This is a genomic window from Polaribacter sp. (genome assembly GCF_036480315.1).
Lineage (GTDB): Bacteria > Bacteroidota > Bacteroidia > Flavobacteriales > Flavobacteriaceae > Polaribacter.
Map to the genome: position 1 here is coordinate 1 of NZ_JAZGGG010000023.1, position 24,956 is coordinate 24,956.

Sequence of the window (24,956 nt, forward strand, 5' to 3'; positions counted from 1 at the left end):
TAATACCTCTAAAATTTTCTCGTAATTTGCTCTAAAGCTGTTCATCTATTTAAATGTTTGAAATTCAATTAAATATACGATTCTCTTAATCAATGAACAGCTTTTTTATAATGCACAACAGGTAATATTTAGTTTAATAATTATGATACAAATTTGCAACAGTTTTTGAGTTTCGTAAATTCAATTTAAATAAATTACTGACGATATAATATTTAAATATTTTTATATTTAATTGAAATAATTTACATTTGAATATATTTTACTGACGATATAATGATAAATTTAAAAGAAATATTAATTACTTTACCAATTGATAAACAGAAAGAATTAATTACTTTTTTAGAGAATAAGAATAAAAGAAAAGATGCAAAAAACACACAATTAGTAAAGCTTTTATTGGTAGACAATTACTCTTCAAAAGAAATTTCAGAGAAAATTTACGGGAAACAAAATAAGGCTGCATTACACGCTTTAAGAAAACGTTTGTTTCAGTCTTTAATAGATTTTACAGCAAATACAAGTATGAAAGAAGAAAATTCTTTAGACATACAATTAATTAAGTACATTATTTCTGCAAGAAACTTTCTAAAAAAAGGACAAATTAAAATTGGTTATCAAATTTTATATAAAGCCAAAATCATCGCAAATGAGCATCAATTATTTACAATTCTAAATGAAATTTATCACACAAAAATTCAATACGCTTATACCAATGAAAAAATAGATATCGATAAAATTATTATAGAATTTAAAGAAAATCAGCAACAATTAATAATAGAAGATAATTTGAATATTGCATATTCAAAAATTAGAAAAGCTTTAACGGTTTATCAGCAGCAAAAAACAATTACAGACATTAAACAACTAATAAACAACACTTTAATTGAGCAAAACATTACAAATTTAAATTTATTATCCTTTAAATCATTATATCAAATTATACAAATTATTAGTATTTCATCTTCTCAAAAATTTGATTATTATAATATTGAAAGTTTTATTATTGATACGTATCAAATCATTAGAAACCATAAATCTAAAGACAAGCAATTGTATTTTCATATAGAAATTCTATATCTAATTGCTAATATTCTTTTCAGGAATAAAAAGTTTAATAATTCTTTAGAGTATTTAGAGTTTATGCATTTTTATATGAAAGAAAGTAATCAAAAATATTTCAAAGATTTTACAGCAAAACATGATTTATTAGTAGCTTTGAATCAAAATTATTCAGAAAAACAAGGCAAGGCAATCTTTCTTTTAGAACCATATATTAATAAAAAAAATATTGATATTGTTGCTCAATTAGATATTTATCTTTCTTTAATCGTTTTCTATTATCAAAATAAATCATTAGAAAAAGCGCAAAAATTAATTGCTACATTCTATCATACAGACAAATGGTATATTGAGAAATTAGGTATTATTTGGACGATTAAAAAGAACTTAATCGAGATTTTATTACAAATAGATTTAGGAAACGTAGATTTAGTAGATTCTAGATTAAAAAGCTTTAAGAGAAATTATTTTAAACATCTAAAGGAAATAAATCAAGAAAATGTAATTACATATTTAAAGTTGATTGAAATCTATTATAAAAACCCAAAAATTGTCACTACAGAAGAATTTTCTAACAAAGTAGAAGCTTCATTTAATTTTATTGATAAAGAAAAGGAAGATATATTTATGATGAGTTTCTTTGCTTGGTTAAAAGCAAAAATGACCAAACAAGATATTTATTTGGTCACTTTAGATTTGATAAACAATAAATAGATTACTGTCTTTACTTTTATGATAATGTTATTTATGTCTTCCTTTTAACTCTGCTTCAATATCCTTTAATGTAAAACCTTTTGCTTGTAGCAACATTAAATAATGAAATAATAAATCTGCAGATTCATACAAGAAAAGCTCATCATTGTTATCCATTGCTTCAATAACAACTTCAACAGCCTCCTCACCTACTTTTTGTGCTACTTTGTTAATTCCTTTATCAAATAAACTGGCTACATATGATTTATTTGTGTCTTTATTGGCTACTCTTTCTGTGATTACATTTTCTAAAGTTGAAAAGAAGCCAAAATTTGAATTATTCTCTTCATTCCAACACGTATCAGAACCTTTATGACAAGTTGGCCCATTTGGATTGACTTGAATCAATAAAGTATCATTATCACAATCTAGCTTCATATCTACTAAATTTAAGACATTGCCACTTTCTTCACCTTTAGTCCATAAACGATTTTTTGTTCTCGAAAAAAAAGTAACCAAATTAGTTTCTTGTGTTTTTTGAAATGCTTCTTCATTCATATAACCCAACATCAATACATTTTTTGTGGTTGCATCTTGAATAATTGCAGGTACTAAACCGTTATTATTTTTATTGAAATCTATGTTCATATTAAAGTCTTACTGGAATATTATTTTCTTTTAACTCTTCTTTTAATTTCAAAATAAGAATTTCTCCAAAGTGAAAAACACTTGCTGCCAAAGCTGCATCCGATTTTCCAATTCCAAAAGTATCTATAAAATGCTGAACTGTTCCTGCGCCACCAGAAGCAATTATAGGTATATTTAATTCGGTAGATAATTTTGCCAAAGCTTCATTTGCAAAACCAGCTTTTGTTCCGTCATTATTCATAGAGGTAAACAGAATTTCTCCTGCGCCACGTTTTTCTACTTCTTTTGCCCAATCAAATAAATTCAATTCTGTAGTAATTGTTCCTCCAGCTAAATGTACAATCCATTCTCCATCAATTTGTTTTGCATCAATTGCAACAACTACACACTGATTCCCGAATTTTTCTGCCAATTCATTCACCAAATCTGGTCTTTTTATTGCTGATGAATTTATTGAAACTTTATCTGCGCCAGATTTTAATAATAAATCTACATCCGCAATGGAAGAAATTCCTCCACCAACTGTAAACGGAATATTAACTTGTTCCGCAACCTTTAAAACCATTTCTAACATGGTTTCCCTTCCTTCTAAAGTAGCTGAAATATCTAAAAAAACCAATTCATCTGCACCTAACTCTGCATATTGTTTTGCTAAAATTACAGGATCTCCAGCATCAATTAAATTAACAAAATTGACACCTTTTACGGTTCTTCCGTTTTTGATATCTAAACAAGGTATTATTCTCTTTGTAAGCATTTTATATATTAATTATAAAATTTTCTAATTGTTTTAAACTGATTTTATTCTCATAAATAGCTTTTCCTATAATAACACCTTCACAACCATTTTCTGCTAATTTTGGTAATTCATCAAATGTTGAAATCCCCCCAGATGCTATTAGCTTTACGTTTTTTACTTCGAATAAAATCTGTTGATACACCTCAAAACTTGGTCCTTGTAACATACCATCTTTAGAAATGTCTGTACAAATTACATATTGAATTCCTTTTTGCTTATAATCTGAAATAAAAGGAATCAACTCTAAAGTACTTTCTTCTTGCCAGCCATTTGTAGCAATTTTTCCTCCAGAATTATCTGGATAAAAATCTGCTCCTAAAATAATTTTTTCTGAACCATATTTTTCAATCCAGTTTTCGAAAATAGTACTATTTTTTACAGCAATACTTCCTCCAGTAATTTGATTAGCGCCAGAGTTAAAAGCAATTTCTAAATCTTTATCAGATTTTAAACCACCTCCAAAATCAATTTTTAAATTTGTTTTAGAAGCAATTTGTTCTAATACTTTATGATTAATAATTTCACTTGCTTTTGCTCCATCTAAATCGACAACATGCAAATACTCGACCCCTGCAGCTTCAAATTCTTTAGCAACTTCTAACGGGTTTTCATTATAGATTTTCTTTGTGTTATAATCTCCTTTGGTTAAACGAACACATTTTCCATCTATAATATCTATTGCTGGTATTATTCTCATATTATAAATTTAAAAAGTTTTGTAAAATTTTACTTCCTTCTATCCCACTCTTTTCAGGATGAAATTGAACTCCATAAAAATTATCTTTTTGTAATGCTGATGCATATTCAATTTCATAATCTATTACAGCAATTGCTTCCTCACAATTTTCTGCATAAAAACTATGCACCAAATACATAAATTCTTTTTCTTTAATTCCTGTGAATAAATCAGATTTTAAATCATAAATTACATTCCAACCTATTTGTGGAACTTTTACAGCTTTAGAAAATTTCTTTACATCAACATTAAAAATACCTAATCCTTTTGTATTTCCTTCTTCAGAAGAATTGCACATTAATTGCATTCCTAAACAAATTCCTAAAACTGGTTGTTTTAATTGCGGAATTAACTCGTCTAATTCACTTTCTTGTAACATTTTCATTGCAGAACTTGCTTCACCAACTCCAGGGAAAATTACTTTATCAGCAGTTTTTATTTCATCAATATTGTTTGATAAAACAGCATCAACTCCTAATCTTTTAAAAGCAAACTGAATGCTTTTTATGTTTCCTGCTCCGTAATCTATAATTATGAGTTTCATAATTAGTTTTTAATTTTTAGTGTTTAGTTTTAAGTATAAATCACTCAAAACTAAAAATTTATAATTCAACACTCTTTTTAAAGCATCCCTTTTGTTGATGGTAAAAACATTTTATTTGCATCTCTTTTTATAGCCATTTTCATGGCTTTTGCAAATGCTTTAAAGATTCCTTCAATTTTATGATGTTCATTAGTTCCTTCTGCTTTAATATTCAAATTACATTTAGCGCCATCTGTAAACGATTTAAATAAGTGAAAAAACATTTCTGTTGGCATATCTCCAATTTTTTCTCTTTTAAATTCTGCATCCCATTCTAACCAATTTCTTCCTCCAAAATCAACTGCAACTTGCGCTAAACAATCGTCCATTGGCAAACAGAATCCATATCTTTCAACTCCTAATTTATTACCCAATGCTTTGTTGAATAATTCACCAAAAGCAATCATGGTATCTTCTATTGTATGATGTTCATCAACTTCTAAATCACCATTAACTTTAATAGTTAAATCCATATTTCCATGTCGTCCAATTTGATCTAACATATGATCAAAAAACGATAAACCTGTAGAAATATCATTTTTACCAGAACCGTCTAAATTCAATTTGATATAAATTTTTGTTTCATTGGTGTTTCTAGTAATTTCTACAACTCTATCTTCTAATTTTAAAAAATCATAAATTTCTGACCAATCTGTACTTGTTAAAGCAATACAACCTAAAATTTCTTGTTTAGAAGTTTCAATTTCATCAGCACCTAATTCTGGGTCTTCAGATAAATAAATGCCTTTAGAACCTAAATTTTTCGCCAATTCCATATCCGTAATTCTATCTCCTAAAACAAACGAATTTTCTAAATCATAATCCTCCGAAAAATACTTGGTTAATAAACCTGTTCTTGGTTTTCTTGTTTCAGAATTTTCATTTGGAAACGTTTTATCAATATGCACTTCAGAAAAAACAACACCTTCTTTTTCAAAAGCTGTCATCACTTTATTTTGAGCTGGCCAAAAAGTTTCTTCTGGAAAAGAATCTGTGCCTAAACCATCTTGATTTGTAACCATCACCAATTCATAATCCAATTCACTAGCAATTTTTGCCATATATTGAAATACTTTTGGATAAAATTCTAACTTTTCTAAACTATCTAATTGATAATCTACTGGTGGCTCTAATACTAAAGTTCCGTCTCTATCTATAAATAATACTTTTTTACTCATGGTTTTATTTTTTAGACCTCACAGGTTTTTAAAACCTGTGAGGTCTTTTTATTATACTATTGAATGGCTTCTAAAGTAGAAATCAATTTATCTAACTCATTTTTTGTTCCAACTGTGAAACGTAAACAATTTTCACACAAAGGTTGCGTAGTTCTATTTCGAATTACAATTCCTTTTTCAATTAATTCCTTGTAACGTTTATTTGCATCATCAACCTTTACCAACACAAAATTACAATCTGATGGATATATATATTCTATAAAATTAATTTCTATTAAGTTAGAATACAATAACTTTCTTTCTACTTTTATTTTATCAACTTCTTCTTTTACTTCCTTAACATTTAATAAACGTTCAACTGCTTTTTGTTGCGTTAATTCGTTTACATTATATGGAGGTTTTATATTATTTAAAACCTTTATTATTTTTTCGGAAGCATAACAGACTCCTAATCTTATTCCTGCTAAACCGTATGCTTTTGATAAAGTTTGGGTAATAATTAAATTCGGAAATTCTATTATTCTTTCTAACCAGCTTTTTTCTTCAGAAAAATCAATATAAGCTTCATCAATAACTACTAATCCATTAAATTTATTCAATAATTCTTCAACAATTTCTACAGAAAAACTATTACCAGATGGGTTGTTTGGCGAACATAAAAACAAGATTTTACTATTTTCATTTACCGCATTTAAAATCTGTTTTACTTTTGGCTGAAAATCTTCCGTTAAAAGAACGCTGTTATTTTCTATTGCATTTATATTTGCCAACACATCATACATTCCGTAAGTTGGTGGTAATGTTATTATATTGTCTTTATTTGGCTCACAAAAAGCTCTGAAAATTAAATCTAAAACTTCATCACTTCCGTTACCTAATAATATTTTTTGTTTTGAAACTCCTTTTATTTTAGATAATAAATCTTTCACAGAATTCTGTTGCGGATCTGGATATCGATTTACACCATTTTCAAAAGGATTCTCATTTGCATCTAAAAACACCATTTCGTTTGAAGTAGCATCTTTATATTCATCTCTTGCAGAAGAATATGGTTTTAGAGATTTTATGTTTTCTCTGATGAGATTGTTTAAGTTGAAATTTGTTTTCATTTTTTCTACTGTCATTCCTGCCTAGGCAGGAATCTATTTTTATTTTCTATAGATTTATTCTGGATTCATATCTTCGCAGGAATGACAGAGTGCTTATTTTAAATCTTTTAATCTTAAAGTTACTGCATTTTTATGTGCCTGTAAACCTTCTGCCTCTGCCATTAACCCTATAAAATTTCCAATATTTAGAATTCCTTCTTTAGTTATTTTTTGAAACGTAATACTCTTTGTAAAACTATCTAAATTCACTCCAGAATAAGCTTTACTAAATCCATTTGTTGGTAATGTATGATTGGTTCCTGAAGCATAGTCTCCTGCACTTTCCGGAGTATAATTCCCTATAAAAACTGAACCTGCATTTTCTATATTATCAATATAAAAATTGTTGTTTTTTGTACAAACAATAAAATGTTCTGGTCCGTATTCGTTAATTAAATCTAACGCAATTTCGTCAGTTTCTACAAAAATAGATTTAGAATTATCAATTGCTTTTTGAGCAATTTCAACTCTTGGCAGGTCTAAAAGCTGTTTTTCTATTTCAAAAGAAACTTCTTTAATTAACTCTTTAGAAGTTGAAACCAAAATCACCTGACTATCTGCACCATGTTCTGCTTGACTTAATAAATCTGAAGCTACAAAACTTGCATTTGCAGAATCGTCTGCAACAACCAACAATTCACTTGGGCCAGCTGGCATATCTATAGCAACGCCATGTTTTGTAGACAACTGCTTTGCAACTGTTACAAATTGATTCCCTGGACCAAATATTTTATAAACTTGTGGAATTGTTTCTGTACCAAAAGTAAAACCTGCTATTGCTTGAATTCCACCCACTTTAATGATTTTTGTAACTCCACAAAGGTTTGCAGCATACAAAATTGCTGAATGAATTCTGCCTTCTTTATTTGGTGGAGAACATAACACTATTTCTTTACAACCTGCAATTTGAGCAGGTATTGCTAACATTAAAACTGTTGAAAACAAAGGAGCAGTTCCACCAGGAATGTACAAACCAATTTTTTGAATTGGTCTTTTTTCTTGCCAACAAGAAACTCCATTTGTAGTTTCTACAAATACTTTTTCTGTTTTCTGTGCTGTATGAAATTTTGTGATATTTTCTTTTGCAACGTTAATTGCTTCTTTTAAATCATTCGAAACTTCTGCAATTGCTTCTTTAATTTCTTCATTGGAAACAGTTGTATTCTCTAATGAAACACCATCAAAAATTGATGTGTATTTATCTATAGCAACATCTCCATTTCTTTTAACATCATCAAAAACCTGATTTACAGTATTCTCAATATCGTCAACCGTTTTAGTTGGTCTTTGAAGAATTTTAGTCCAATCTTTTTTTGATGGGTTTATAATTGTTTTCATTTTAAAGTACCATTTTTTCAATTGGACATACTAAAATCCCTTCTGCTCCATTTGCTTTTAATTCATCAATAATTTCCCAAAATTCGTTTTTAGAAATTACTGTATGAACAGAACTCCAACCTTTTTCTGCCAAAGGCAAAACAGTTGGACTTCTCATACCTGGTAATAGATTTAATATTGCATCTAATTTTTCATTAGGTGCATTCAACAATATATACTTAGAATCTCTTCCTTTTAAAACAGACTGAATTCTAAACTGAATTTTATCTAAAATTGTTTTTCTTTCTTCTGTAATTTTAGGCGAAACCGCCAAAACAGCTTCCGACTTTAAAAGTACTTCAATCTCTTTTAATCCATTTTTAAACAATGTAGAACCACTTGAAACAATATCACAAATTCCGTCAGCTAAACCAATATTTGGCGCAATTTCTACAGAACCACTAATTGTGTGTAACTGCGCTTTTATATTTTGCTCATTTAAATACTTCTTTACAGTTTCTGGGTAGGAAGTTGCAATTCTTTTGCCTTCTAAATCCTTTAAAGAATTCGCTTCGGAATCTTTGGGAACTGCAATAGAAACTTTACATTTAGAAAAGCCTAAACGTTCAATAAATTCTAAATCGTTTCCTTTTTCAATTAAAACATTCTCGCCAATAATTGCTGCATCTACTACTCCATCTCTTAAGTATTTAGGAATATCTCCATTTCTTAAATAGAAAACTTCTACAGGGAAATTTCTTGCTGCTGCTTTTAATTGATCTTTGCCATTGTCTATAGAAATACCAATGTCTTTTAAGATTCTCATTGAATCTTCATTAAGTCTTCCTGATTTTTGTACTGCAATTCTTAGTTTGTTCATTTTTTTATTTTGATGCTTGAGCAATCCTTGAATTCTTTATATAAAAAAAACCCGTTTGATTTGCTCAAACGGGTTTATAAATATTTTGATTTTATTCAATACATTTTTAAATCGCTTGATTGCAATTGTAAAAATGATGATGATGGTTTTGAATAAATGTCATGTCTTTGTTTATTTCTTTGCAAAGATTCTAATTTTATTTGAATTAATCAAAACGAAGTGTATAAAATTAAAATTTTTATCAAATTTTGAATATTTGTTTGAAATTAAATCAAATTACTAATTCTTTTAAGTTTTAATTCCTTAAAAAAATCTAAATTTATACTTCTTACAATTGTTATCTCTCAATTTTGTTGCACTTCTTTGTGGTTTGCTGGAAATGCAGTTTTAAATGATTTAGTTTTCAACTTTAATTTAGGTAAAAATGCGTTTGAAAGTTTAACTTCAGATGTTCAGTTTTATAATAGGTACACTTTTATTTGCTTTATTTACAATTTCAGACCGTTTTTCGCCGTCTAAAGTCTTTTTTTTCTATGCAATTTTTGGTGCCGTTTTTAATGCTTCTTTAATTTTTGAAAATAATTCGTTTATAAATTTACTAGTTTTAAGCTTTTTAACTGGTTTTTTCTTGGCAGAAATTTATTCATTAGGAATGAAAATTGCAACAGATTATTACTAAAAATCTTTAAGTTTTTTTTAGTTGGTGCCTTGTTTTTAGGAACTGCTTTACCAAACTTATTAAAAGATACTTTACAAGGTTTTTCTTTGGAAGATGTAATTTTATTTATTTCTGTTTTTACATCATTTGGTGGGTTATTATTGTTAATATTTGTACCTAATTGGCCTTTTAGAAAAAAAGGAATTTCTTTAGATCTGGCTATTTGCTTTAAAGTTTTTAAGAATACTTCTTTTAGAAAAGCTGCATTTGATTATTTTCGGACATATATGGGAATTGTATACGTTTTGGACATTTGTACCCATTTTTCTAAAAACATATACAGAATTACATACTAATGTTCAATTTAATATTCCGTTACTATCTTTTTTTATTATTGGAATGGGAGTATTGCATGTGTTATAGGAAGCTATTTAGCAGATAAATTGGGAACAAAAAAAATAGCTTTCGTTACACTCTTTTTATCTTGTATTTGCTGTTTGGTTTCTCCTCTCTTTTTATGATAGAAAATGAAGCCCTTTTTACACTCTTTTTACTTTTCTGGGGAATGGTTGTAATTGCAGGTTCTCCTCTATTTTCTACTTTAGTAGCATTAAATGTTCCTAAAAAAGACAAAGGAACTGCGCTAACAATTGTAAACTGTATTGGATTCTCTATAACTATTTTAAGCATACAATTTGTTAGTAATTTATATCATACTACAAATTCTACTTTTGTTTATTTATTGCTTCCAATTGGTCCTGTTATCGGTTTAATTTCTTTGAAAGAGAAGCAAAAAATCTAATTTTTAGAGTTTCAAGTTTAAAGAAAAAGCAGTTATGTTTTAGTTATTCTTCCATAGAAGCAATCCAATCTTCAATTAATTTTACACCTTCTTTATGCACTAGGTTTTTACCAATTTCTGGCATTACAATATCTGGTTCTAAATGCTTCATTCTGTAGAGTAAAATAGATTCATTTGGTTTTCCTACAACTATATCAAAAGCTAAATTACCAGAACCTTTTCCTGCTGCAACAGGTGGTTTATTTACGCCTATTTTATAATAATTTTCTTCTTGATACATTAAATGCAAACCAGATGTTTTTGCAGAGCCTTTTTCTTGGTGACAATGTGCACAATTTACATCTAAATAAGCTCTTGCGCGGTTTGTTATAGTTTTTGATTTATCTTGATAATTTGGAAGTTTTTTAACAACAGAAACTGAACTTAATCCTTCTATAAAATTATTTTCCTTTAAATATGCTAACTGATTTTTAGTTTCTTTCTCAAACAAATTATCTCTATGCATTTGCCTTGGAGTTGGCCCTAAAGGAACTAAATCTTGATTTTTTACATGGCAATTTTTACACATATTAATATTAGGAACCGAATATTTAAAGGTTACTTTTTCTTTTCTTTCTGTATTTTTTTCTAAAACCAAATCAATATCCTTCCCTAAAATATATAAGTAAGCTTCTGTTTGTTCCTCATTCCAGATATAGGGTATTGTTTTCCATTTATTTTTTTCATCCTTAATTAATAAACGCGTTTCAATAATAACATCTGATTTTGTGGTTTTTAGATCTTCATTTTTATAATAAAAATTTTTGATAATGATTGTTCCTGTAGGAAAAGTTAAAACAGCTTCATCACTTTTATATTTTGCTGATGTTCCTTCTGGAAAAGAAATAAATCGTTTTTTTGATGCATAATCTGTAAACAAAGGCGAGTTTAATTCATAAGGAACAACTTGTCTTGTAGCAGGAATTAATTGATTTAAAGGTTGATTAAAAAAACCATAATCAGAAAGTTTTTTAAGTCCTATTTCATCATAATTTGTTACTGTATCTTTGGCTGTTAATAACCCAGAAATACTAATATATTCATCTTTTTTAATTGTTTTTTCATTTTTTTGACAACTAATTATCAATAAAGAAAAAATTAAAAGACTACTTACACATGAATTTCGAAACATCAGAGGTTGTGTTTTTAAAATCGTTAAGAACATCTAATCCTAAAAAAGAAATGTTTTTATTTTCAAAACAAATGGTGTAATCTGCTTTTGGTGCTTCTACTCCATCCCACATAACATCTACATTTTGAAAAGGTTTTTTCATTAATATTATCTTCCCAAAATCATTATTAATTGTAGGAAATATGTATGAGTTTGAATATGAATTATTTCCTATTCTTATCTTTCTTGGATAAGGATTGTAATTTTTATCGGATAAATATTTATCATTTATTACACTTGTAGAACCAACAACATTATCAGAATTTGTTTCTAAAGAAGCTGCATCTTGTTTTCCCATTTCATAAATTAACACATAACTTGCAATGGCAATTGAATTGGTTTTATTGTCTGTAAAAGTATTATCGTGTATATAAACATCTTCTGTTCCTAAAATTAAACTTCCTGTTCCACTAGGAACTTGACCAACAATTGCTCCTTTTGCAGCAAAGTTTTTGATATTATTATTGTAAACTTCATTGTTGAATACTTCAATATTTGAACCATATTGTGTTAATCCTGGTAAATCAAAAACTAAAATTCCACCTGTATTTTCGTAAGTTTTATTACCAAATATTTTTACATTTTTAGAATTTTCACTTTCAATACCAGCAACATTATAAAATGCTTCATTATTACTTATTGTAACATTATTAGATTGCCCAACATAAATACCTGCGTCTGAAGCAGCAATTGCTTTGCAATTATCAATTACAACATTGTTACACAAAACTGGGTAAAAGGCATAAGCTCCATTGTTTTCACTTACAGTTCCTGTCCAAGATGCTTCAACATTTTTAAACGTAATTCCATCAGTATCCATAACTTTTATATTGTCTCCTTTTGCATTTTCTACTGTTAAATCTTGTAATGTTATCGATTGACAATTTGTAATCCTAATACCTTCTGCTCCTTTAGTTTGCCCTTTAAAATTAAGAACAGTTTTATTCATTCCTTTACCTATAATAGTAACATGTTTTACTCCATGTAAAGGCAATGATTGTGATAAATTAAAGTGACCTTCATCTAACTGAATAATTGTGCTATCTTTTGCCAAAAGAAATTTAGAAAGTATTTCATTTTCTTTTCCATCGACATAATTCCTTTCAGGATTATAGCTTGGAGTTGGCTCACTTTTTATCACAAAAAACATGATAACTAAACCGGTAATTATGAATCCTAAAAAGTAAAGTAGTTTTTTCATGATTTATTATACTATTGTTAAGTCAACAATATAAAGTTTTTTTTGAAAGAAAAATTATAATTGACACCTATATTAATTGGCATTAGTATTTACTTGTAAACTTTTAAGTAAAGTCAGTAGTATTTATTAGATTATTTTTGATTTTTAACTTTTTCTCAATCCTCATCCTCTAGTTTAAAAAAGTCATTGACATTAATCTTAAAAACTGCAGATAATTTTAACGCCAATACTGTTGAAGGTACATATCTGTTTTTTTCTATTGAATTAATAGTTTGTCTAGACACACCAATAGCTATTGCTAAATCTTCTTGTGTTAAATCTAAAATTGCTCGTTGAACTTTTAATGTGTTTTTCATCTTATTTGTTCATACTTTTTAGTTGCCAAAAAAACATCAGTTGAACAATTAGCATAAAAAACAATACTTGAAAATAACTAAATCCTTGTAATTTATCATCCTGATTAAATAAAACTGCTACTCCATAATTTATTAGAGGTTGAACCAAAGAATACACAATTGCCATAATAAAGGCAAACCTGTATGATTGAGCTCTTAAACTATCTATAAATTCATCTTCTAGCTTTTCTTTAGATAATGAGATTATCAATAAACCTATTAATAATACTCCATGTAAAATAGGTTTTGTCCATTCAGAATCTTCAACATATTTTCTTAAAATCATTAAAAGAAAACTTCCAATAGCAATAATAAGGCCTACTTTTTTGTACTGATTAGGTAATTGAAACTTATTCATTTTTTCTAGTTGATTTCTTTCTCTTTCACAAATTGATTGTTTTGACATCCTATTTTATTTTACAATTAGACAAATTAGCTTTATATAATGACAAATATACTTTACAATCAGTGTTTCCACAAGTTTTTTTAATTATATTTAAAGTGAATCAACAAAACTTATTATTATGACTACAAAAACAAACAAGCCAAATATTACATTTTGGATTATTGGAATTATTGCACTTCTGTGGAATCTTATGGGAGTTAGTGCTTATTTATTTCAAGCTTTTGCAACAGAAGAAATGATTGCTGAAATGCCACCTGAACAACAAGTTGAAATGATGATAGAACATCCTGTTTGGTTGACAACTCTATTTGCTTTGGCAGTTTTTAGCGGGTTTTTTGGTTGTATATTATTACTTGCTAGAAAGAAAATTGCATATTACTTATTTATACTTTCAGGAATCTGTGCAACTATTCAGCAAGTATATATATTAATGGATATTGAACTAAATATGTATTTTATGCCAATTATGGTTATTATTGTTTGCATTTTCTTAATCTGGTATTCAAAAAAATGTGCAGATGATGGGATTTTAAATTAACCTATAAAATTTAAAAGCTGCAAATTGCAGCTTTTTTTATTCATACAATGCAGCAATAAACTCTGCAAAACATGCTGGTTTTTCTTGCCCTTTGATTTCTATTATACAAGAAAATGTAACCTTAATTCCGTTGTTGGCTAATTCTTCAATTTCTTTTACTTCAGAAACCATTCTTAATTCACTATTTACAGGAACAGGATTCGGAAAACGAACTTTATTTAAACCATAATTCAATCCCATCTTTACACTTTTAATAGAAAAAGCTTCTTCTAACATTCTAGAAATCATAGCAACAGACATAAAACCATGTGCTACTGTACTTTTAAAAGGACTTTCCTTCTCTGCTCTAGCTTCATCTACATGAATCCATTGTTTATCTAAAGTTGCATTTGCAAAATCATTAATCATTTGTTGTGTTATTGTATACCAATTACCAGTTGGTAACTGTTTACCTAACATCAACTTAAATGCATCAAAATTTGTAAATACTAATGGTTTCATTTTTTAGTTTTTAGTGAATAAATCATCCTTTATTTTTGGTAATTGTAAGTGCAATCTTACTGCAATTAATCTAATAAGTACAATTACTAAAGCAGAAATTATAAAAATGCTGTTTTTTGGAACTTCAAAATGATTCAGAATTAAATAACTAATCCCACCAGCTAAACAAGCTGAAGCATAAATTTCTTTTTCAAAAATTAATGGAATTTTATTTGTTAAAACATCACGTAAAACACCTCCAAAAACAGCAGAAATCATTCCCATAATTAATGCTACAACAGGATGTAAGTCATAAGACAAACCTTTCTCTAAACCTAACAATGTAAACACACTAATACCAATGGTATCAAACAAAAACATGGTTTTACTTAAATGTGCAATCTTACTTTTAAATAGAAATGTAAAAACAACAGCTATAAAAATGGTATAAAAATAGTTTAAATCACCAATCCAATTTATAGGATGTGCGTTAATAAGTATATCACGTAACATACCACCACCAACGGCAGTAACAAAAGCGATTATTATTACACCGAATAAATCGAATTTTTTATCAGAAGCAACTAATGCACCACTAATTGCAAATGCAAACGTTCCTAGAATATCTAAAACATAAATTAATTCCATTACACTGTTACTTCAGTAAATTTTATGTTTAATTCTTTTTGAATTTCATGAATTCTTTCTAATTCATAAGGTAAAATAAATGCTAAAGAAATCCCTGTTTTACCAGCTCTTGCTGTTCTTCCACTTCTATGCGTATAATATTCTAACTGTTCTGGTAATTGATGGTGAATTACAAATTCTAAACCTCTAACATCAATTCCACGTGCAGAAACATCTGTAGAAATTAAATATTGTAAACTTTCATTTTTAAAAGCACGCATTACTTTATCACGATCTCTTTGTTGCATATCTCCTTCTAAAGCAGCTGTAGAAAAACCTTCTTCAATTAATTGTTCTGCTAAATTTTGTGCTCCTGCTTTAGTTCTACAAAAAATGATTCCTCTTTGTCTTCCTCTTTTTTCTAAAAAAGAAATAATATTATCCGTTTTTTCTTTAATTGTAGTTCTAGCAAATTGATGTCTAATGTTTTCATTTACCAAAGAATCTCTATTAATTTCAACTCTTGGCGAGTTAGAATCCATATACGTTTTTACAATCTTCTGAATTTCTTCTGGCATTGTTGCAGAAAATAACCACGTATTTCTATCACTTTTAGAAGTAAACTTTAAGATTCTATTCAAATCTTGTTTAAAACCCATGCTTAACATTTCATCAGCTTCATCTAAAACCACCGTTTTTACATGACTAATATCTATATCTCCACGTTCTATTAAATCAATTAATCTTCCTGGAGTTGCTACAACAATATGTGTTGTTCTTTTTAAATTACCAATTTGTCTGTCAATTTTTTCTCCACCAAAAACAGCTTCAACAAAAATATTATCACCTCCTTTATATTTTGTAAACTTAAAAAGTTGTTTTTTTATCTGTTGCACCAATTCTCTAGTTGGCGATAAAATTAAGGCTTGTATATCATTAGAATTTGTATCTATATGATGTAGAATTGGCAAACCAAAAGCAGCCGTTTTACCAGTACCTGTTTGTGCTAAGCCAATAAAATCGGTTTTAGAATTTAATAAAATAGGGATTGCTTTTTCTTGAATTTCTGAAGGTATAGAAATCCCTAATTCCTTAATTGATTGTATGTATTCTTTATGAATTCCTAACTCTGAAAATGTTGACATTTTGTATCTTTATTTAAAGCTGCAAAGATACTTTTATTTGTTTGGTTGTAATACATTTAAAACATTTTCTCTAATTCTTGATGGTTTGTAGGTTTTAACATCTAACATTCCCCAAATTGTTTTAGCTTTTACTAATAATTCGTTGTTTTTATAGAATTCCATTAAACGTTCAGATTTAAAACCTTTTGTTTCACCAACCCAAGTTTTTATTACAATTTCATCTCCTAATACCGCTTGTTTTAAATATTCTATTTCATGTTTTAAAACTACCCAAATATATTCTGGCAATGGCGTATCTCTAGTTAAAAAAGCCCAATGTTCAAAAGCTACTTTATCCATCCATTGTACATAAACCACATTATTAACGTGGTTTAAATCGTCTATATTTTCTGAAGTTACAGTAAGATTCAGTTCAAAAATATCTTTCATTTTTGTCAATTTTAGCAAACATAAAAATTTTAAGACTTCTATAACAATTATTGCTCTTTCATTTTCGATAAAACAGTAAATAATTACTTTCTTTGTAAGACTTTTATGAACAAATTAGCAAGCGAATTAGGTACCGAAAAAATAAGCAAATTATTGATAAAACAAGCTGTCCCTGCAACCATAGGAATTCTTGTAATGTCTTTAAATATGATTGTTGACACCATTTTTGTAGGACAATGGATTGGTGTTTTGGCAATTGCAGCAATTACAGTTGTGTTGCCAATTGCATTTCTAATTTCTTCTATAGGAATGGGAATTGGAATTGGAGGAAGTTCAATTATATCTAGAGCTTTAGGTTCTGGTAATTCAGATAAAGCTTTTTTAACTTTCGGAAATCAAGTTTGTTTAACTGTTATTTTAGCTATTCTTTTTGTTATTTTAGGAAGTATTTATAGTGTTCCTATTTTGAATTTATTCGGCGCAAAAGGTGCTATTTTGCCAATTGCATCCGAATATTTTGATGTTATACTTTATGGCGTACCATTTTTAGCATTTGCCATGATGGGAAACCCAACAATTAGAGCAGAAGGAAAACCTAAATTTGCAATGTATGCAATGATTGTACCTGCTGTTTTAAATGTTTTACTTGACATTTTATTTATAAAACTTTTCGATTGGGGAATGTATGGCGCTGGTTTAGCAACATCCATTGCGTATGCAAGTTGTGGTTTGTATATTTTATATTTCTTTTTATCTTCTAAAAGTGAATTGAAAATTATTCCGAAGAACTTTAAATTAGATTTTAAAATTGTTAGAGAAATTGTAGAATTAGGTGGAGTTTCTGTAGTTAGACAAGGAGCAATAAGTATCTTAATGATTGTCTTAAACTATTCACTTTATAAATACGGAGGAGAAATTTCTATTGCAGTTTTCGGAATTATAAATAGAGTTATGATGTTTGCACTTTCACCTGTAATGGGAGTTTCTCAAGGTTTTTTACCTGTTGCGGGTTATAATATTGGCGCTAACAAAAATGATAGAGTAAAAGAAACCATTAAGAAATCTATTTATTTTGGTTCTATTTTGGGGACAATCATTTTTATTGCCATTCTAATTTTTAAAGAACAAATTATTTGGATTTTCACAAATGATGCAACATTATTAGAAAAAACGCCAAATGCTTTATTAATTGTTTTTACAGTAACGCCAGTTGTAACTATGCAATTAATTGGTTCGGCATACTTTCAAGCAGCAGGAAAAGCAATACCAGCATTGTTTTTAACATTATTAAAACAAGGAATATTCTTAATTCCATTAGCCTATTTTTTACCAATGTATTATGGTGTAAATGGTGTTTGGTGGTCTTTCCCTATTGCAGATGTTTTAGCCACAATTGTTACAATGATTGTTTTAAAACGCGAGATTGATAAGAATCTTCAATAATTAAATTAATGGTTGTTAAAATAAAAACTTTAAACTAAACCAAACTTTCTCCATTCAAATTAGTTGTTAAAACATCGCTAAATAAATTAAAAAACGGTCGCAATGCTTTAAAAGTAACATCTAATTCTGATAAAAAATTTGAATCTAAAACTTCTGCATCTGTAAAGTTTCTGATTGCAACAAATCCTTTTTTACGCAATAAATCAATGTCTTTATGTTCTTTATCGAAACCTCTTGGAGCAGATTTTAATTCATCTCCACCAAATTGTCCTCCAAAGTATTTTAGATACTCTTTGTCTTGCAAGATTTCTCTAAATTCTGAAGCATCTTGTTCTATTTCTTTTCTAATTCTTTGTAAATCTTCTTTTTCTGGTTGCCAAAACCCACCACCCAAAAGAGTTTCTCCTGGTTTAATTTGCAAAAAATAACCACCTCGTAAATGTTTTCCTAACCTAGAGAAAGAAACGGCAAACCTTGGATTGTAAGGTGTTTTATCTTTTGAAAAACGAACATCTCTATAAATTCTATAGATTTTCATTTTTTCAATCTCATCATGCATTTCTAGGTTTTCTTGCATTTCTAAAAATACTTCTTTAATCTTACTTTGAATATTAACAAAAACTGGTTTGTATTCTGTAAACCAATCTCTATTATTGTTTTTTTGTAAATCTTGAAGAAATTTAAAAGCTGATTTTTCGAATTGCATTTTATTGAAGTTTTAAAAGTTCAATTTACAAAATAGATTTGTAACTTCGAATTTGAAATGCATCAAAAAACAAAAGACATTCAAAAAAGGTATGATGGCTATTTACAAACTTCTTGTTTGTGGAAAGACAATGCAGTTTATGATATGCAACAATTTAAAATTACACCAAAATCAACAAAAATTGATATAGACCTTAATGATAAATTAAGGCTTGGTAAATATGTTGAGCGTTTTGTTTCTATTGAATTAAACCAGAATCCGTCTATAGAAATTATTTCTGAAAACATTCAAATTCAAAAAGAAAAAATTACACTTGGCGAATTAAATTCTATCATTTTAAAAGATAGAAAACCAATTCATTTAGAGGTTATTTATAAATTCTATTTGTATGATGCATCCGTTGGAGAAACCGAAATTGAACATTTTATTGGCCCGAATAGAAAAGATTTTTTAGTTGAAAAACTAATAAAATTGAAAGAAAAACAGTTACCACTACTCTACTCTAATGAATGTTTAGAATATTTAAAAACAGTCAATTTATCATTCGAAAATATTGAGCAACAAGTTTATTTTAAAGCACAATTGTTTGTGCCTATTTCTAATAAAAACATTCAATTTAAAAAACTAAATACTAATTGTATAGCTGGTTTTTACATCAACAAGAACGAATTAGAACAATTTTCTGATTGTAAATTTTATATTCCTAATAAAAAAGATTGGTTGGTAATTCCGTATAAAAATATTAATTGGCAGTCTTTTCCTCAATTTAAAGAAAAAGCTGATGAATATTTAGAACGAAGTTTTTCACCTCTTTGTTGGATAAAAAAAACAAATGGTGAAATAGAAAAATTCTTTTTAATTTGGTGGTAGTTAGTTTTCAAGACATAAAAAAAAGAGGAACTTATTTATATAAGTTCCTCTTTTTAAAATCAACTAACTTTAATAATTAGTCATTATCTTTTTTCTTATCATCTTTAGAAGCTTTGTTCCAAATTTTGATTTCATCATCTTTAGTAACACCCTCTAAAACTTCAACATTTACTCCGTCTGAAGTTCCTAGTTTTACTGTTTTTTTATCAAAAGTACCTTCACCATTTTTTACTTCTACATAAGGCTCTTCTGTTTTTTTATCAAATCTTAATAATGCTTCTTTAATAGATAAAACACTATCTTTTTTCACTAAAACAATATCAGCATTTGCACTGTAACCTGCTCTAATAAAGAATTTGTCATCTAATGAAACATCTGCTTTAATTGTAAATTGCACTGCGCCGCCTTCTTCTGTTCCTTTTGGAGCAATAAAGTTAAGTTTTGCTGGGAATTTTATTCCTTCAATTGCACCTATTGAAACTTCAATATCTGTTCCTTTTACTAGTTTACCAACTTCAGATTCGTCAACTTTTCCTTCAAAAATCATTTTACTCATGTCTGCAATAGATGCTATTGTTGTACCAGCGTTAAAATTGTTTGACTGAATTACTTGATCCCCTTCTTTTACAGGAATTTCTAAAATAGTACCAGACATTTGCGCAATAATATTTGTATTTGCACTTCCGCCAGAACTTGCAGAACCTCTTTTAATTATTTGATAATCGTTTTGAGCATTTTTTAAATCTTGTTTGGCTTGGTTATATGTTAACTCTACACCTTCATATTCTGCTCTTGCAATTACACCTTTATCAAATAAATTTTTTGATCTTTTGTAAGAGACTTCAGCGTTGTTAATTCTTAACCGAGCATTGTTAACTCTACCTTTAGCACTAATTAAAGATTGTTCATTAGGTACAACTCTTACCGTTGCAATTAAATCTCCTTTCTTAACTTTAGAGCCTTCTAACAATAATATTTTGTCAATAATACCTGTTATTTGAGGTTTAATTTCAATTTCCTCTAATGGAACAACTTTACCTGTGGCAACCGTTTTTTTAACAATTGTTGTTCTAAATGCAGTTTCAGTTTCGAATTCTACAATACCTTTCTTATTTTTTTTAGCGAACCATATTAATGCTACTGCAAATAATAATACTATAATTCCTAAAATAATTTTTGATCTCTTGCTCATGATTTATGGTTAATTAATTTTACTCTTCTCTTAATGCTTCTATTGGTTTTATTACTGTTGCCATGTGTGCAGGAATTAATCCTATTAAGGTTCCTAAAACTATTAGCGTGACAAATGCTATCAATATAATAGGTATGTTTACTGTTGGGTTTATTAAAACTCCTTCTCCTCCAGAGCCTAATTTCCAATCAATAAACATTAAAACTGCACTCCCAAAAATAATACCCAACATACCTGCAATGGTTGTAAGAAAAACAGATTCTAAAATAATTTGCTGTTTTATACTTTTTGGTGTAGCACCTAATGCTCTTCTAATTCCTATTTCTTTTGTTCTTTCTTTTACAGTAATTAATAAGATATTACCAATTGCAAAAACTCCTGCAACTAATGTAGAAATACCTACAAACCAAGTTAAAAACTGCATACCTGTTAAAAAACCGGTTACTTTACCTATTTCTTTCCCTAAATTTACACTACCAAATGCCCTTTCATCTTCTGGATGTACTTTATGAAGATTCTTTAACGTTAGCAAGATGTCTTTTTCCATCTGCTCAATATCTGTACCTTCATTAGCAGTAATCATCATCCAATCTACTTTGTTTGCCGTATTATAAACTTTTTTGAAAGTTGTAAAAGGAATGTATGCACAATCTCCATCAAAATTTATAGTATTTGAAGGTTTATAAACCCCAATAACTTTATAACTAATGCTATTTATTTTTATTAATTGCCCAATCGGAAACTCTCCAAGATCAAATAATTGCTTATACATATCTTCAGATATTACTGCAACTTTTGCAATTGATAAAATGTCATTCTGATTTAAAAAACGACCGTATAATAATTGTTTTTTCTGAATTTGATCTAATATTGGATAATCTCCACTTACTTGAAAATTACCAGATTTAAAGTCTTTTATTATTAAGTTACTTGTTTGGTTTCTTGGTGCTAATAATTTAATTTCTTCAGAATATTCAGATTTTAGAACATCTATATCATTCATAGTTAATGTAAATCTTCTTCCCTCTTGAAATCCTTTAAAAGGTTTATCTGTAGATTGTGTCCAAACAAAAACACTATTTGTTGCAAAATTACCAAACCTTTTATTAAAACTATTTTCTAAACCTCTTGCAGATCCTAACAAAACTACCAATAAAAAAATCCCCCACAATACACCAATTATAGTAATAGCTGTTCTCAATTTATTTTTACGAATGCTTCCGTAAATTTCTTGCCAAGTATCTGAATCGAATAAAAATTTCATAATTAATCTGCTCTTAATGCTTCTATGGGTTTAATATTTGCAGCTCTTTTTGCTGGCACATATCCTGCAATTAATCCTGATAAGATTAATACAATAGTGGCTCCAATTACAACTCCAGAGCTCACACTTGGGTCTTTAATAAAATATTGTTCTTCTAGACTGTTACCAATTAAATTTAAAATATAAGTTCCTAAAGACAAACCTGCATAACCAGCAATAGTTGTAATTAAAACGGATTCTTGTACAACCATACCAACTATTGAAGATGGCACTGCACCTAAAGCTTTTCTAATTCCGAATTCTTTTGTGCGTTCTTTTATTACAAAAATCATAATATTAGAAATTCCTATAATTCCTGCTATTAAAGTTCCAGAACCAATAAAAGCAATAATAAAAAACAGTGCTAACATTAACAATCCTACAAATTTATTAGCTTCTGCCATATTTCTAACAGAAAGTGCACTTTGATCATCTGGATGAATGCTTAACCTTTTACGTAAATCACGTTCTAATTTATGACCAAAAGCAATAGCGGCATCTGTACTTAAATTAGGGTTATAGCCTAAATTTATCTGACTGATATAATCGTTATTACCATACATCATTTGTGCTGTAGTAACTGGCATATATGCCATTCTCTCTTCATTATCTCCACCTTCATCAGAAAAAATCCCAATAATTAAAAAAGAACTTCCCTTTACATTTACCCGTTTTCCTAAAGCTGGTTTTTCTCCAAATAAATCATTTTTAATTAATCTACCGATAACTAAAACTTTAGATTTTTGTTTAAGATCTCTTTCATTTAAATATCTACCTTCATCTATAATTGTTTTTTCTAAATATTGATGATCAGGATTTACAGCTCTTATATTATAGTTACTTGCTTCACTTTTATACTTGATTGAAAAATTCTTATAAATTCTTGCAGATTTATATTGAATTTTATTTTCATATTCATCTGTTACATAATTATAATCATCATTATTTAATTGTATTCTTCTTCCTGTTTGTAGTCCTTTAAAAGGTTTAGACGTTTTCCAAACTCTTACAAACATTGAGTTTTGTGCATCGTCTGCAAAAGCTCCTTTAAAAAAGTTACCAAGTCCATTAGCAACACCAAATAATAACGTAAAAAGTAAAATTGCAAAAGCAACAGTAAAACCAGACATTACAGAACGTAACCTGTTTTTATTAATGCTTTGAAATATTTCTCTCCAACGATCTAAATCAAACATATTAAACTGCTTTTGCTGCTTTGGTTAATTCATCACTAATAATTAAACCATCTTTTAGACGTACAATTCTTTTTGTCTGTTCTGCAACTTCTTCTTCATGCGTAATTACAAAAACAGTCATTCCTTCGTCATTAATATCTTTTAACAAATCCATAACAGAATCTGTTGTGGTAGAATCTAATGCACCTGTTGGCTCATCTGCTAAAACAACTTTAGGTTTTGTTACCAAAGCTCTTGCAATTGCCACACGTTGTTTTTGTCCACCAGAAAGTTCACTTGGTAAATGATTTGCCCAATCTTTTAAACCTACTTTTTCTAAATAATCTAACGCTACTTGTAAACGTTCTTTTCTTTTCATTCCTTTATAATACAATGGCAAAGCAACATTTTCTAAAGCTGTTTTGTATGATATTAAGTTAAAAGACTGAAAAACAAAGCCTAAAAATTTATTTCTTAAAATAGCCGCTTTTTTCTCGTTCAGGTTTTTAATTAGTTGTCCATTTAAGTAATAATTACCTTCATCATGCACATCTAATAAACCAACAATGTTTAACAACGTAGATTTACCAGAACCAGAAGAACCCATAATAGAAACGAATTCGCCTTCTTTTATGTGTAAATCAATTCCTTTTAAAACGTGTAGAGAATCTTTACCTATAGGATAAGATTTGTGCAGTTCTTCTATTTTAATCATTGGTTGGTTATTTAAATATAAATGTATTAATTGCTATTGATAGCGATTACTAATTTTTTGTTAAAAGCAAAAATTAATAACAGAAATACAAACATAAGACGCGTCAAAATAAATTATGTTACAAGAAAATCGGAAAAACTTAAAGTATCTTTGCAATTGATAATTATTAAAGAGTTTAAATGGTTGATATCCCTAATAATAAGAAAGTAATTTTATTTGATGGTATTTGTAATTTATGTAATAACTCAATTACAAAAGTGATTAAATATGATAAAAAAAATAATTTTTTATTTGCTGCTTTACAATCTAAAACGGGACAAGAAATTATTAACAAATTAAATATTGATACTTCTAAAATAGATTCCATTATTTTATTTGAAGCTGACGTTTCTTATGATGTAAAATCTACTGCTGCCTTAAAAGTGATGAGTGATTTTGGCGGAATCTGGCAATTAACAAAAGTACTTTGGGTTTTTCCTGAAGGTTTTAGAAACTTCGTTTATGATTATATTGCTAAAAACCGTTATAAATGGTTTGGTAAAAAAGAAAGTTGCATGATTCCTACGGCAGCATTAAAAGCAAAATTTTTAGATTAAAGAATAAATACCCATTTTATAAAC

The 24,956-nt window shown here is 28.2% G+C and carries 29 protein-coding genes; 8 read left to right on the plus strand and 21 right to left on the minus strand.

The annotated features are described in order from the left end of the window. Positions 1-273: 273 nt before the first annotated feature. Positions 274-1,773 (plus strand): hypothetical protein, encoded by a 1,500-nt coding sequence (locus V3V28_RS04670; protein WP_331363868.1) that lies wholly within the window; start codon positions 274-276, stop codon positions 1,771-1,773. Positions 1,774-1,800: 27 nt separating this feature from the next. Here the strand turns inward: V3V28_RS04670 and hisIE are convergent, their stop codons facing one another. The 8 genes from hisIE to hisG form a co-directional block, all read right to left on the minus strand. Continuing rightward, the gene (gene hisIE, locus V3V28_RS04675; RefSeq protein WP_331363869.1) at positions 1,801-2,400 is read right to left on the minus strand and encodes a bifunctional phosphoribosyl-AMP cyclohydrolase/phosphoribosyl-ATP diphosphatase HisIE; all 600 of its coding nucleotides are present in this window, start codon (positions 2,398-2,400) and stop codon (positions 1,801-1,803) included. Between the two features lies 1 nt (position 2,401). Continuing rightward, positions 2,402-3,157: an imidazole glycerol phosphate synthase subunit HisF gene (gene hisF / locus V3V28_RS04680; protein WP_331363870.1), complete on the minus strand. Its 756-nt coding sequence runs from the start codon at positions 3,155-3,157 to the stop codon at positions 2,402-2,404. A gap of 1 nt (position 3,158) precedes the next feature. Beyond that, positions 3,159-3,896 carry a 1-(5-phosphoribosyl)-5-[(5-phosphoribosylamino)methylideneamino]imidazole-4-carboxamide isomerase gene (gene hisA, locus V3V28_RS04685; RefSeq protein ID WP_331363871.1) on the minus strand — a complete coding sequence of 246 codons (738 nt, stop codon included), beginning with the start codon at positions 3,894-3,896 and terminating at the stop codon, positions 3,159-3,161. Position 3,897: 1 nt separating this feature from the next. After that, a complete protein-coding gene (hisH, locus tag V3V28_RS04690) occupies positions 3,898-4,479 on the minus strand; it encodes an imidazole glycerol phosphate synthase subunit HisH (RefSeq protein WP_331363872.1) in 582 nt (193 codons plus the stop codon). 77 nt (positions 4,480-4,556) lie between these two features. Continuing rightward, positions 4,557-5,696: a bifunctional histidinol-phosphatase/imidazoleglycerol-phosphate dehydratase HisB gene (hisB, locus tag V3V28_RS04695; protein WP_331363873.1), complete on the minus strand. Its 1,140-nt coding sequence runs from the start codon at positions 5,694-5,696 to the stop codon at positions 4,557-4,559. Positions 5,697-5,752: 56 nt separating this feature from the next. Beyond that, positions 5,753-6,805 carry a histidinol-phosphate transaminase gene (gene hisC / locus V3V28_RS04700; protein WP_331363874.1) on the minus strand — a complete coding sequence of 351 codons (1,053 nt, stop codon included), beginning with the start codon at positions 6,803-6,805 and terminating at the stop codon, positions 5,753-5,755. Between the two features lie 93 nt (positions 6,806-6,898). Continuing rightward, complete coding sequence (gene hisD, locus V3V28_RS04705; RefSeq protein WP_331363875.1) at positions 6,899-8,182, minus strand: histidinol dehydrogenase; 1,284 nt, start codon at positions 8,180-8,182, stop codon at positions 6,899-6,901. 1 nt (position 8,183) lies between these two features. Beyond that, entirely contained in the window at positions 8,184-9,041 is an 858-nt protein-coding gene (hisG, locus tag V3V28_RS04710; protein WP_331363876.1) for an ATP phosphoribosyltransferase, read from the minus strand. Positions 9,042-9,489: 448 nt separating this feature from the next. On the opposite strand from hisG, the gene V3V28_RS04715 reads away from it, so the two are divergent. The 3 genes from V3V28_RS04715 to V3V28_RS04725 all read left to right on the plus strand — a co-directional run bounded on the left by V3V28_RS04715 (position 9,490) and on the right by V3V28_RS04725 (position 10,501). Further along, the gene (locus V3V28_RS04715) at positions 9,490-9,720 is read left to right on the plus strand and encodes a hypothetical protein (RefSeq protein WP_331363877.1); all 231 of its coding nucleotides are present in this window, start codon (positions 9,490-9,492) and stop codon (positions 9,718-9,720) included. Between the two features lie 29 nt (positions 9,721-9,749). Then, complete coding sequence (locus V3V28_RS04720; protein ID WP_331363878.1) at positions 9,750-10,055, plus strand: hypothetical protein; 306 nt, start codon at positions 9,750-9,752, stop codon at positions 10,053-10,055. 161 nt (positions 10,056-10,216) lie between these two features. Beyond that, positions 10,217-10,501, plus strand: a complete 285-nt coding sequence (locus V3V28_RS04725) for a hypothetical protein (protein ID WP_331363879.1) — start codon at positions 10,217-10,219, stop codon at positions 10,499-10,501. Positions 10,502-10,544: 43 nt separating this feature from the next. Here the strand turns inward: V3V28_RS04725 and V3V28_RS04730 are convergent, their stop codons facing one another. The 4 genes from V3V28_RS04730 to V3V28_RS04745 form a co-directional block, all read right to left on the minus strand. Then, positions 10,545-11,672, minus strand: coding sequence for an SO2930 family diheme c-type cytochrome (locus V3V28_RS04730; protein WP_331363880.1), 1,128 nt, complete (start codon positions 11,670-11,672; stop codon positions 10,545-10,547). Next, the gene (locus V3V28_RS04735; RefSeq protein WP_331363881.1) at positions 11,647-12,912 is read right to left on the minus strand and encodes a parallel beta-helix domain-containing protein; all 1,266 of its coding nucleotides are present in this window, start codon (positions 12,910-12,912) and stop codon (positions 11,647-11,649) included. The genes V3V28_RS04730 and V3V28_RS04735 overlap by 26 nt, the downstream gene beginning before the upstream one ends. A 155-nt stretch (positions 12,913-13,067) precedes the next feature. Next, positions 13,068-13,268, minus strand: a complete 201-nt coding sequence (locus tag V3V28_RS04740; RefSeq protein ID WP_331363882.1) for a helix-turn-helix transcriptional regulator — start codon at positions 13,266-13,268, stop codon at positions 13,068-13,070. 1 nt (position 13,269) lies between these two features. Then, complete coding sequence (locus tag V3V28_RS04745; protein WP_331363883.1) at positions 13,270-13,713, minus strand: hypothetical protein; 444 nt, start codon at positions 13,711-13,713, stop codon at positions 13,270-13,272. A 118-nt stretch (positions 13,714-13,831) separates the two neighbouring features. Between V3V28_RS04745 and V3V28_RS04750 the strand changes: the two genes are divergently transcribed. Further along, positions 13,832-14,251 carry a hypothetical protein gene (locus tag V3V28_RS04750; RefSeq protein WP_331363884.1) on the plus strand — a complete coding sequence of 140 codons (420 nt, stop codon included), beginning with the start codon at positions 13,832-13,834 and terminating at the stop codon, positions 14,249-14,251. A 36-nt stretch (positions 14,252-14,287) separates the two neighbouring features. On the opposite strand, the gene V3V28_RS04755 is transcribed toward V3V28_RS04750, so the two are convergent. The 4 genes from V3V28_RS04755 to V3V28_RS04770 are packed head-to-tail and all read right to left on the minus strand — an operon-like array spanning position 14,288 to position 16,932. Continuing rightward, entirely contained in the window at positions 14,288-14,752 is a 465-nt protein-coding gene (locus V3V28_RS04755) for a MaoC family dehydratase (RefSeq protein ID WP_331363885.1), read from the minus strand. A gap of 3 nt (positions 14,753-14,755) precedes the next feature. Beyond that, positions 14,756-15,379, minus strand: coding sequence for a trimeric intracellular cation channel family protein (locus tag V3V28_RS04760; protein ID WP_331363886.1), 624 nt, complete (start codon positions 15,377-15,379; stop codon positions 14,756-14,758). Then, positions 15,379-16,503, minus strand: a complete 1,125-nt coding sequence (locus tag V3V28_RS04765; RefSeq protein ID WP_331363887.1) for a DEAD/DEAH box helicase — start codon at positions 16,501-16,503, stop codon at positions 15,379-15,381. The genes V3V28_RS04760 and V3V28_RS04765 overlap by 1 nt, the downstream gene beginning before the upstream one ends. Before the next feature lie 33 nt (positions 16,504-16,536). After that, a complete protein-coding gene (locus tag V3V28_RS04770; RefSeq protein ID WP_331363888.1) occupies positions 16,537-16,932 on the minus strand; it encodes an acyl-CoA thioesterase in 396 nt (131 codons plus the stop codon). A gap of 105 nt (positions 16,933-17,037) precedes the next feature. Between V3V28_RS04770 and V3V28_RS04775 the strand changes: the two genes are divergently transcribed. Next, positions 17,038-18,375: an MATE family efflux transporter gene (locus V3V28_RS04775; protein WP_331363889.1), complete on the plus strand. Its 1,338-nt coding sequence runs from the start codon at positions 17,038-17,040 to the stop codon at positions 18,373-18,375. A 34-nt stretch (positions 18,376-18,409) separates the two neighbouring features. Here the strand turns inward: V3V28_RS04775 and V3V28_RS04780 are convergent, their stop codons facing one another. Further along, positions 18,410-19,081, minus strand: a complete 672-nt coding sequence (locus tag V3V28_RS04780) for a DUF2461 domain-containing protein (RefSeq protein WP_331363890.1) — start codon at positions 19,079-19,081, stop codon at positions 18,410-18,412. 57 nt (positions 19,082-19,138) lie between these two features. Between V3V28_RS04780 and V3V28_RS04785 the strand changes: the two genes are divergently transcribed. Continuing rightward, positions 19,139-19,951 carry a DUF1853 family protein gene (locus tag V3V28_RS04785; protein WP_331363891.1) on the plus strand — a complete coding sequence of 271 codons (813 nt, stop codon included), beginning with the start codon at positions 19,139-19,141 and terminating at the stop codon, positions 19,949-19,951. A 76-nt stretch (positions 19,952-20,027) separates the two neighbouring features. On the opposite strand, the gene V3V28_RS04790 is transcribed toward V3V28_RS04785, so the two are convergent. Genes V3V28_RS04790 through V3V28_RS04805 form a run of 4 tightly spaced genes read right to left on the minus strand, consistent with a single transcriptional unit; the run spans position 20,028 to position 24,336 of the window. Then, complete coding sequence (locus tag V3V28_RS04790) at positions 20,028-21,143, minus strand: efflux RND transporter periplasmic adaptor subunit (RefSeq protein WP_331363892.1); 1,116 nt, start codon at positions 21,141-21,143, stop codon at positions 20,028-20,030. Between the two features lie 19 nt (positions 21,144-21,162). Further along, a complete protein-coding gene (locus V3V28_RS04795; protein ID WP_331363893.1) occupies positions 21,163-22,407 on the minus strand; it encodes an ABC transporter permease in 1,245 nt (414 codons plus the stop codon). A gap of 2 nt (positions 22,408-22,409) precedes the next feature. After that, positions 22,410-23,642 carry an ABC transporter permease gene (locus V3V28_RS04800; RefSeq protein ID WP_331363894.1) on the minus strand — a complete coding sequence of 411 codons (1,233 nt, stop codon included), beginning with the start codon at positions 23,640-23,642 and terminating at the stop codon, positions 22,410-22,412. A gap of 1 nt (position 23,643) precedes the next feature. Further along, positions 23,644-24,336: an ABC transporter ATP-binding protein gene (locus V3V28_RS04805; protein WP_331363895.1), complete on the minus strand. Its 693-nt coding sequence runs from the start codon at positions 24,334-24,336 to the stop codon at positions 23,644-23,646. A 179-nt stretch (positions 24,337-24,515) separates the two neighbouring features. Here V3V28_RS04805 and V3V28_RS04810 point away from each other — a divergent pair, with 179 nt between their 5' ends. Next, positions 24,516-24,932, plus strand: a complete 417-nt coding sequence (locus V3V28_RS04810) for a thiol-disulfide oxidoreductase DCC family protein (RefSeq protein ID WP_331363896.1) — start codon at positions 24,516-24,518, stop codon at positions 24,930-24,932. The last annotated feature ends 24 nt before the right edge of the window (positions 24,933-24,956 follow it).